General features: G+C 42.5%; 10 protein-coding genes. 5 read left to right on the top strand and 5 right to left on the bottom strand.

Translation table 11 applies throughout. The annotated features are described in order from the left end of the window. A partial coding sequence (locus tag BLV87_RS18680; protein ID WP_175518078.1) for a tyrosine-type recombinase/integrase occupies positions 1-145 on the top strand: 145 nt, incomplete at its 5' end. A gap of 362 nt (positions 146-507) precedes the next feature. On the opposite strand, the gene BLV87_RS18685 is transcribed toward BLV87_RS18680, so the two are convergent. The 4 genes from BLV87_RS18685 to BLV87_RS18700 all read right to left on the bottom strand — a co-directional run bounded on the left by BLV87_RS18685 (position 508) and on the right by BLV87_RS18700 (position 4515). After that, complete coding sequence (locus BLV87_RS18685) at positions 508-1218, bottom strand: hypothetical protein (protein ID WP_093071157.1); 711 nt, start codon at positions 1216-1218, stop codon at positions 508-510. Between the two features lie 1080 nt (positions 1219-2298). Next, positions 2299-3459 (bottom strand): phage/plasmid replication protein, II/X family, encoded by a 1161-nt coding sequence (locus BLV87_RS18690; protein ID WP_139282234.1) that lies wholly within the window; start codon positions 3457-3459, stop codon positions 2299-2301. A 110-nt stretch (positions 3460-3569) separates the two neighbouring features. After that, positions 3570-3941 carry a hypothetical protein gene (locus BLV87_RS18695; RefSeq protein ID WP_093071160.1) on the bottom strand — a complete coding sequence of 124 codons (372 nt, stop codon included), beginning with the start codon at positions 3939-3941 and terminating at the stop codon, positions 3570-3572. A gap of 121 nt (positions 3942-4062) precedes the next feature. Then, positions 4063-4515, bottom strand: coding sequence for a hypothetical protein (locus BLV87_RS18700; RefSeq protein ID WP_245707076.1), 453 nt, complete (start codon positions 4513-4515; stop codon positions 4063-4065). Positions 4516-4532: 17 nt separating this feature from the next. Between BLV87_RS18700 and BLV87_RS18710 the strand changes: the two genes are divergently transcribed. The 3 genes from BLV87_RS18710 to BLV87_RS18720 all read left to right on the top strand — a co-directional run bounded on the left by BLV87_RS18710 (position 4533) and on the right by BLV87_RS18720 (position 6026). After that, a complete protein-coding gene (locus tag BLV87_RS18710) occupies positions 4533-4760 on the top strand; it encodes a CopG family antitoxin (RefSeq protein ID WP_093071163.1) in 228 nt (75 codons plus the stop codon). A 219-nt stretch (positions 4761-4979) separates the two neighbouring features. Further along, positions 4980-5516 (top strand): AAA family ATPase, encoded by a 537-nt coding sequence (locus tag BLV87_RS18715; protein WP_093071165.1) that lies wholly within the window; start codon positions 4980-4982, stop codon positions 5514-5516. A 15-nt stretch (positions 5517-5531) separates the two neighbouring features. Continuing rightward, on the top strand, positions 5532-6026 hold the full coding sequence (locus BLV87_RS18720) for a hypothetical protein (RefSeq protein WP_093071166.1): 495 nt from the start codon (positions 5532-5534) through the stop codon (positions 6024-6026). A 43-nt stretch (positions 6027-6069) separates the two neighbouring features. Here the strand turns inward: BLV87_RS18720 and BLV87_RS18725 are convergent, their stop codons facing one another. Continuing rightward, positions 6070-7023, bottom strand: coding sequence for an IS110 family transposase (locus tag BLV87_RS18725; protein ID WP_093071168.1), 954 nt, complete (start codon positions 7021-7023; stop codon positions 6070-6072). A gap of 364 nt (positions 7024-7387) precedes the next feature. Here BLV87_RS18725 and BLV87_RS18730 point away from each other — a divergent pair. Beyond that, a partial coding sequence (locus BLV87_RS18730; protein WP_139282235.1) for a transposase occupies positions 7388-7938 on the top strand: 551 nt, incomplete at its 3' end.

A 7938-nucleotide genomic window follows, 5' to 3' on the forward strand; every position in this document is an offset into this window, starting at 1 on the left:
ATTTGCCACAGCTCTACTTGAAGCGGGCTATGACATTAGGTCTCTACAGGAACTTATGGGGCATTCCGACATTAGCACGACATCTGTATACCTCCACGTTGCTAACATAAGTGCTAACGGTTGCAGGTCTCCACTAGACTTGTGATAACGGTTTCTTCATCTGGGGCTTGCTGGTAACATTCCCTAGTAGCATTTAACAAGATGTTGCTGCATACCTGACGGATGCAGAACTAAGACGTTAATTGCTTTCGCTCCTCCCTCTGTTCTCCCTCCTTTAGATACGTTCTGTATCGCACTATTCAAATTTGTATACCGTTGTTTTTGTATTCGCTTATAAACCTTTAGGGGTTTGTTTGTTAATGATTTAGATATTTGAGTTTGTTTGTAGGCGCATTTTTCTAATACACTGGAATCCAGCAGGTTAGAATTACCTTTATTTTCGGAAGTCTTAACAATAAAAAAGGGCGGACTATACCACCCTTATGAATTATGTTCAGATGTGAACAGTTAAGTAAGAATAATAGGATTAATAATATTGACTGCGGTATGAATAATTGTAGTAGGTTCAACAATAGCTACACCTACAGCAACACCTACAACAGCGACTGTTGCAACTGCCGCAACTGCTACAGGATTGTTTTTAATTATATTTACAATCCAATTCCATAAATCACACAGTTTTCCCCAAAGATACTTAGTACCATCACGCAGTATTGCCCATACATGAGTAACAGAGTCTTTTACGAATAACCAAGACAAATGAACCAATTCCTTAGTCTCAATCCAGATTTTCCCTACCAGTGTCTCTGTAGACTCAACAGCAAACTCTAAAGATATAGTGTATAAGTTCACACTGGCTACATCAGTAACTCTAACAGCATCCTTCACCAGTTGAGTATAATGCGTGCCATAGAATTTCTTAGTCCCTTCAGACCAGTTCATAATAGCTACTGAGTATCCAGATGTATCAGTTAGAGTAAGACCATTAGCCTCACACACGACACACACAGAACGGATCATATTCTCCAGAGAAACAAGACGAGCTTCTTGACGAGGTGTCAATGTGCCGCATTGCTTACGGATATTCAGTTTATCATATCCAAGGATGGATGATTCCAAGTAGATGATAAGTGCTTTACGTGCGTCTTCAGACATAGTTGTAGAAGTGTTAGTGTTAGTAGTAGGCGCGTCTAGCGACTTGCCGTCTTCGATAGTCATGAGAGTTACTCCTTTATGAGAATAATGGATTTCTGAAGCAATCCCCAATGACCTATTTTTATAAATGACACTATTCAGTATATTTTCATAAATGCCCTACACAGACAACTTAACCAGACAAACGGATATGTGGGTTACTGTCATAATGGAATCCAATCTGTCCGGCTTCAGCGTAAACGCACAAGCCTAGACCTAACTCCGAACTGAAGAACGGGAAGTGGTAAACCACATCCCGAAGAAAGATAAACTCGTGATACCCTTCAAAGCCTTATCCCGTATAGCTTTCATGCCTATCGCAGCTACGACTAGTGATACTTGAACACTGTACGGGAATATACTTGTGTATCACCTTCAAACCCTTATGGGGCTTATGTTCTAGCTGTACGGTAGGCTCGTCAGAGACTCCCCGCCTGCGGTAGTGGACGTATCGCATCACTTTTGTTTGAGTTTGCTTGTCAGTCTCCAAGCCTTATGAGGCTTATGTATCAGCCGAGTGGATATAAGTTTTGTTGTCGGCATTTGACCAATAACAAGAGGAGCCGAATCTTCATCTATCTGATTGATTTCATTAAGATTTACACCTATAACAAAGGGTGCTTGCTCACCTATAACTGCTTGATTATATTGACTACACAATATTGTGGACACCCGTAGCTACTTGATAATGAGGCTTTACGATAAGTGTTTGATATTTTCGATAAAAGCAAATCTGCTTTGGTCGGCATAACTGCTTTAAAATCAATAAGATTCAAATCTGAATTCTGGTTTGTTCGCTTGTCATCGCTGCTTTTGTTTTGTTTTGGTCGGGCGTTTGCCGCCCTCCTTCCTGCTGCTCTTGGTTCCTGCTGCTTTTGTATTTGTTGCTTTTGTTGGTTGAGTGATGGGGGTTATCCCGCTTTGACACTCGACTATGGGAATATCCCATAATAAACAAAACGGCAGAATCTGCCTGTTAACGAGAACCTGAGAGCTGGTGCAATTTGTCTCTGTTTGGTCTGGGGGATTTGCCAGTGGAGAACGCACAATACCGGAATCTAGTAATAACGGCAGAATTGACCGGTTAACGAGAACCTGAGAGATTCAGACCATGAGCATAGATAAAGGGATGTTAGCTTTTGTACCTGTATCAATATCGAATACATCCATATGGGCTACCGTCTTCTCAATTTCTGATAGTGGTATACCTGACATCCTCATGTGTCTAGGTTCAACCATCTGCAATAATGGGTTCATTCCCTCTCCATTGTAAGGACGAGCAAGGTCTACACCTATCTTATCCTTTACAGACTTTCTGTATCTTACTCGTGTTCGTTCTGCTGGAATGATTACCTCTAATGGGTCTCCAACATACTTCCATCTACAGTAGTATCCTGCTTCTACTGAATCCAATAAGCTTAAATCTTCTGATACTGACTTCATAAGTTTCAATTTCTCTCTGTATTTTTTATAAATAATTTCTGCTATGTTTATAGACCACTGGGCTACATCACTAAGCTCAAGTTTATCTAACTCTCTTGACTTTAGTATAAGCTCTATACGTAGCTTGTCTGACATCCATTCTTGGTCTTTACTGGATAGGTATTGTAGCATCTTTTTATTATTGCGCTCTACCCATTTATCGTAAATACGAAAAGCTGAATCACTATGAATATGATTGCCAACATATACGGTATTATCTTTAGCCGTTATTGTTGAGTTAGTATCCAGCCGATTAGGTAATAGACTTAGATACTGTGAAGGTCTTGGAGCAATACACATAGAGTTTATATCTACACCGAGTATTTTAATCTCTGTGGATTCAACAACATTAGGGAGTATGTCTATACGGTTTATTTCTGTTAGCGCCTTACGGACTGTCTCAGTAATCAGAAACCGTATGTCTGAACTACCATAGAGGTTATGACCGTAAATATATTTATTAGGGCTGGTAATAACTTCAATAGCGGTATTGTCATATACTGACCTGATATATGAAGCTGTCTCATCTGTAGCATCCGTTTTAAGTTTTATACTTTTATTGGTAGATTTTACCACTTCACCGTTATCATCCAGTTCAAGCAGATATGTTTCTGCTATCGGACTATGTTCTCCTATTGAAATGATGAAATGTAATCTGTCTATCATTACAGGTGAAAGAATATCATGGCTGCTTAGGTCATAGTATCTTGCACCTAATAGATGCTTTTTAATGATTTTAGATAAATGTTCTGGACATAATCGGGTATCGTTACTATAATGCACTTATTGAATCTCCTAATTTATTCGACTTCTTTTCGTTATGGGATTTAATGTTTTCAAACTGTAAACCTTAATACCCAATAGTCTGAATCACTACTGGGTATTTTTTTGTATCAATCTATACAGGCTAACATAGCCATTTTGTATTTATCTGGTTCATACTTTTGTAGTAGCTTGGTGTAGTTATTTAGCAACATATCGTTCTCTATCTGAAGTTCACTAGGTACTTGCGTCCCGCCTGCGGTAGGCTCGTTAAGAGACTTGCCGCCTGCGGTACTGTCTTGTGCTGTTCCAAGTGTCATTCTGTACCCAGCATCTTCAAGGTTTTTGACCAACGTTCCTGCGACTTCTTTAGTCTTCCTACAATATTCAGTTATTGTTAAACCTGATTTAATGTATTCGTTTACTACTTCCTTTAGTTGGGCTTCAGTACGACGGGTTTGTGTTGCCTTTTTTGTATCATCTACATCTATTGTCTCTGCCATAGGTACTACCTCGTGTTAAAATCTTGAAGGTAGCACTTATGATAGTGCTGTAGCAAAAGTGTCTGATAGGCGAGCATTCGCAAGAATGCGAACGTCCCCAACCACAGGCTTGGGTAGGTGGTCAAGAGATAAGTTTGCCACTAAACTTTTTGACCTCTCTTACTTCTTTGATAGCTTGGTAAAGCTGGTTAAGTTTGTAATCCAGTTCTGAGCTAATAGTAGCTGCTGCATTTCCGTTTGAACCAAGCATGAGTGGAACATTGATAGCACTACAGTCATTGAGTAGCTTTTTGATAGTTGCTAATTGAACTGTTACTGGAACAATTGTAATAGGAGCTTTGTCAACTCTAAATGGTGAGGCTAATTGTTCCTGTTCTGCACGGTATTCTGCTAACTGCTGTTCTCTAATGGAATAATATTGTTCGATTGTTTTGACGTTTGGATTCATTGTATTGCTCCTCTTAGCTTGAGCTGCGAGTCCAAAATTTTGCTTGTTTGCCATTGTGAGCGTGATTCCGGTCATACCATCAGGATCATCTCCGCCCGCAAAGCCACCAAGAATGAGCGCAAACACTACAAAGGTAGCGTGTCATGAAGACAGAATATGACCTTTCCCAAATGAAGTCCCGCAAGAACCCCTATGCTTCAAAGCTGAAGAAGTCCGTCACCATTCGGTTAGGTGAGGATGTTGTCGGCTATTTCAAAGATATGGCTGAGGAGGCGGGTGTTCCCTACCAAAGTTTGATTAACCTGTATCTGCGTGATTGTGTCCGCCAGCACCGCACCATTGATATTTCGTGGTTATCAAATCAAGCATAAGATAGAGAGCCAACAAGTTGCTCGACGACGGACGCGGTGACAGCCCGCGTCTTCGTTCAGTCCACTCCCCGCCGCGCCCGTCAGCTATGACGTTGAGGCTGTAGAATAACCCCAAAATTGAAATTTTAGAACCTTATGAATCATATAGTTATGAAAGAGACACCCCTCAAAATTGGGGGTTTTTCTACACCCTCGTTATGCCCTAAACGAGACCACTAGATGAAGCATATAAGTATATATGGAGTATCAGGTGTTGGAAAAACAACTGTAATTGAGAAATATAAAAGTAAATTTGACGGAGTTTTGATAGGCAGCGAATCCAAGGGAATAAATGAATTCTTTGGTGGCAATTTTAATGATTTCTTGGCACTAAATGAAGAAGATCGCCAGAATGTGCGTGAGAAAGCTTTATCTACCTACTTTTCTAAACTTTCCACTACTGATGGAGTATTAATAATTGATGCTCATTATTCATTCTGGGTCGATGGCGCATTAAAAAGAGTGATTCCTCCTATTTCCGAAAAATTTTATACTCATTTCATTTATATTAATCCAGGCATCAAAGAGATTCTACGCCGCCAAAAAATAAAATGGGGTAAGTGTAAATTCAGCGAAGAGCAAGTTAATAAATGGATAGAATATGAAACTAATGGCTTGGAAAAGTTATGCCACATGAAAAGACGAGCATTTTATCAATTAACAACTATTGATCTCGATGAAACGATTTCCGAACTAAATAAAATTGTAACCAACTAAGAAGAGAAGATAAAAATGGAAACATTACTCTGGTTTTTAAAATGGGTAATTGGCCCCATAGTTGGAGTATTCGTTACTTTATTAGTGAGCGAACCACTCAAAAATTGGTTAGCTCCACTCGTGTCTAAATTAGGTTCTAAACAAGAAGAAGGAATAACGGGAAAATGGAAAGCAACTTTCTACTATGGCTCTACTGAAATACCCTATGTCGAAATGCTTGAAATCTCAAGCCTATTCGGACAAGTAGTCGGTCATATCATTCCACATGAAGATAATCATTCTGCAATTAAAGAAATTGAAGATAAAAAAACTCTCCGGTTAAGAGGGATTATAAAGGATAATCGCTTTTTTACTGGAGTTTGGTTTCATCCTAACAGAAAAAATCACCACCATGGCGCTTTCAAATTACTAATTGATACTAATAATGAAGAAATTAGAGGTATATGGCTTGGTTACAGTGAAAGCAGAAATAAAATCGAATCTGGTCGCTGGGAGTGGATTCGAGTATAAAAATCCATGCATAACGAGTGACTATGGTGTCAACCCCTGAATTTCAGGCCATTTCAGACCTCCATTTTGTGCCGTCACGCACCATGGAATTCAGGGTGACAATCAGTTTGCGGACACAGGCGATGAGGGCGACTTTTTTGGATTTTCCGGCTTTCACCAGAGCTTCATATTTGGCTTTGAAGACAGGGTTGCATTGGATGGCTGACATCATCCCCATGAAGATGACGGTGCGTACCTGATGGCGTCCTCCCCTGATTTTGCGGACACCGTGGTAACGCCCACTTTCGCGGTTCATTGGCGCTACACCGGCAAGGGCTGCGGCTTGTTTGTTGGTGATGTAACCTAACTCTGGAAAGCAGCTTAACAGGGTGATTACGGTGACATTGCCGACACCGGGAACACTTTTGAGAATGTCGCTTTTTTCCCGGTATTCTTCGCAGCTATCTATCAGCGTGAGGAGTTGTTTATCCAGTTTGGCAATTTCCTTTTGCAGGGTTTTCAGGATGGCCTGGAGGGAACCCTGGACACTTTTCGGCATGATCTGCAAACGGTTCTTTTCCATCGTCTGCATTTTGACAAGCTGGTTGCGACGGGACAGCAAGTCACTAATATCCTTGATTATTTCGGGCTTCAACTTGGACAGTTCCGGCTGGATCATTTCACCATACCGGGCTATCAGGCGGGCATCCAGCTTGTCGGTCTTGGCCAACTGCCCTATCGCCCCGGCAAACTTTTTGATGTGTACCGGATTGGCAATCACAAACGGTAAACCCGCTTTGGCGCAGGCGCAAACAAAGGCTTGTTCCAGCCGTCCAGTGGCTTCGACAACAATCCGGTCGGGTCGGTGTTTACCCAAGGTTTTGAGCGCTTCCCGGATGCCTTGGGTATCATTGGATACGCTGAAATGGATGTCCGCAGGACGGATGTGGATGTCCAGTTGGAACTTGCCAACATCGACGCCGACATTGATTTCTGATGATCTGTTTGGGGTACTCATAGTATGATAACTCTGCCTTGCAAATGCGGGTTCGGGACCCGGTTGACTATTCGAGATTGTCATGGAGTCCAGAACAGCGTCCCTACTCGTTACCGGTCTCTCAATTGAGGAGCCACATGTCGATCGGACTACTGTTTTGGAGTCCTCTGGTTGCAGCCAGAAGACCGGGGCTCACTTTACCCGTTTCAAGGCTTTATTATCCATACAAATGTGTCGACGACGGACGCGGTGACAGCCCGCGACTCCGAACCGCTCTACTCCCGCCGCGCCCGTCAACCGAGACGTTGAGGCTGTAGAAAAACCCTCCGAACCGCCATTTTGTGGGATAATCAGGCATCGCAAGCACCAGAATGAGTAGACAGGCATGGCACGCTACAAACCGATCCATCAAGGCGTAAAACTGTTGGCTGTGGACTTTGACCGGCAAATCCTGCCCGGTACATTTGAATACGCGCTACGTCATTTAGTGGACAACGAACTCGACCTTGAAGGCTTCCACCAGCGTTATAAGAATGATGTGCAAGGCGCAGCCGCTTTTGACCCAGCAGTGTTACTCAAAATCATCCTGTTAGCTTACAGCCGGGGCATTATCAGTAGCCGCAAAATCGAAGCAGCGTGCCGTGAGAATATGCTGTTCATGGCGGTTTCCGGTGACAGCCAGCCGCATTTCACCACGCTGGCGGCGTTCATCGCCAATGCCGGGGAGTTGATCGCCAAACTGTTTGCCCAAGTGCTGCTGATTTGTGACCGCCAAGGCTTGATCGGCAAGGAGATGTTTGCCATTGACGGGGTGAAGTTGCCCTCCAATGCCAGTAAAGAAAAGTCGGGCACCCGCGCTGACTTCCTGCGCCAAGCCGAACGCATGGAAAAAGCCGCCGCCAAGATCATCGACAAACACCAACAAGCCGATGCCAG

The sequence above is a fragment of the Thiothrix caldifontis genome (genome assembly GCF_900107695.1).
In the GTDB taxonomy this organism is placed as follows: domain Bacteria; phylum Pseudomonadota; class Gammaproteobacteria; order Thiotrichales; family Thiotrichaceae; genus Thiothrix; species Thiothrix caldifontis.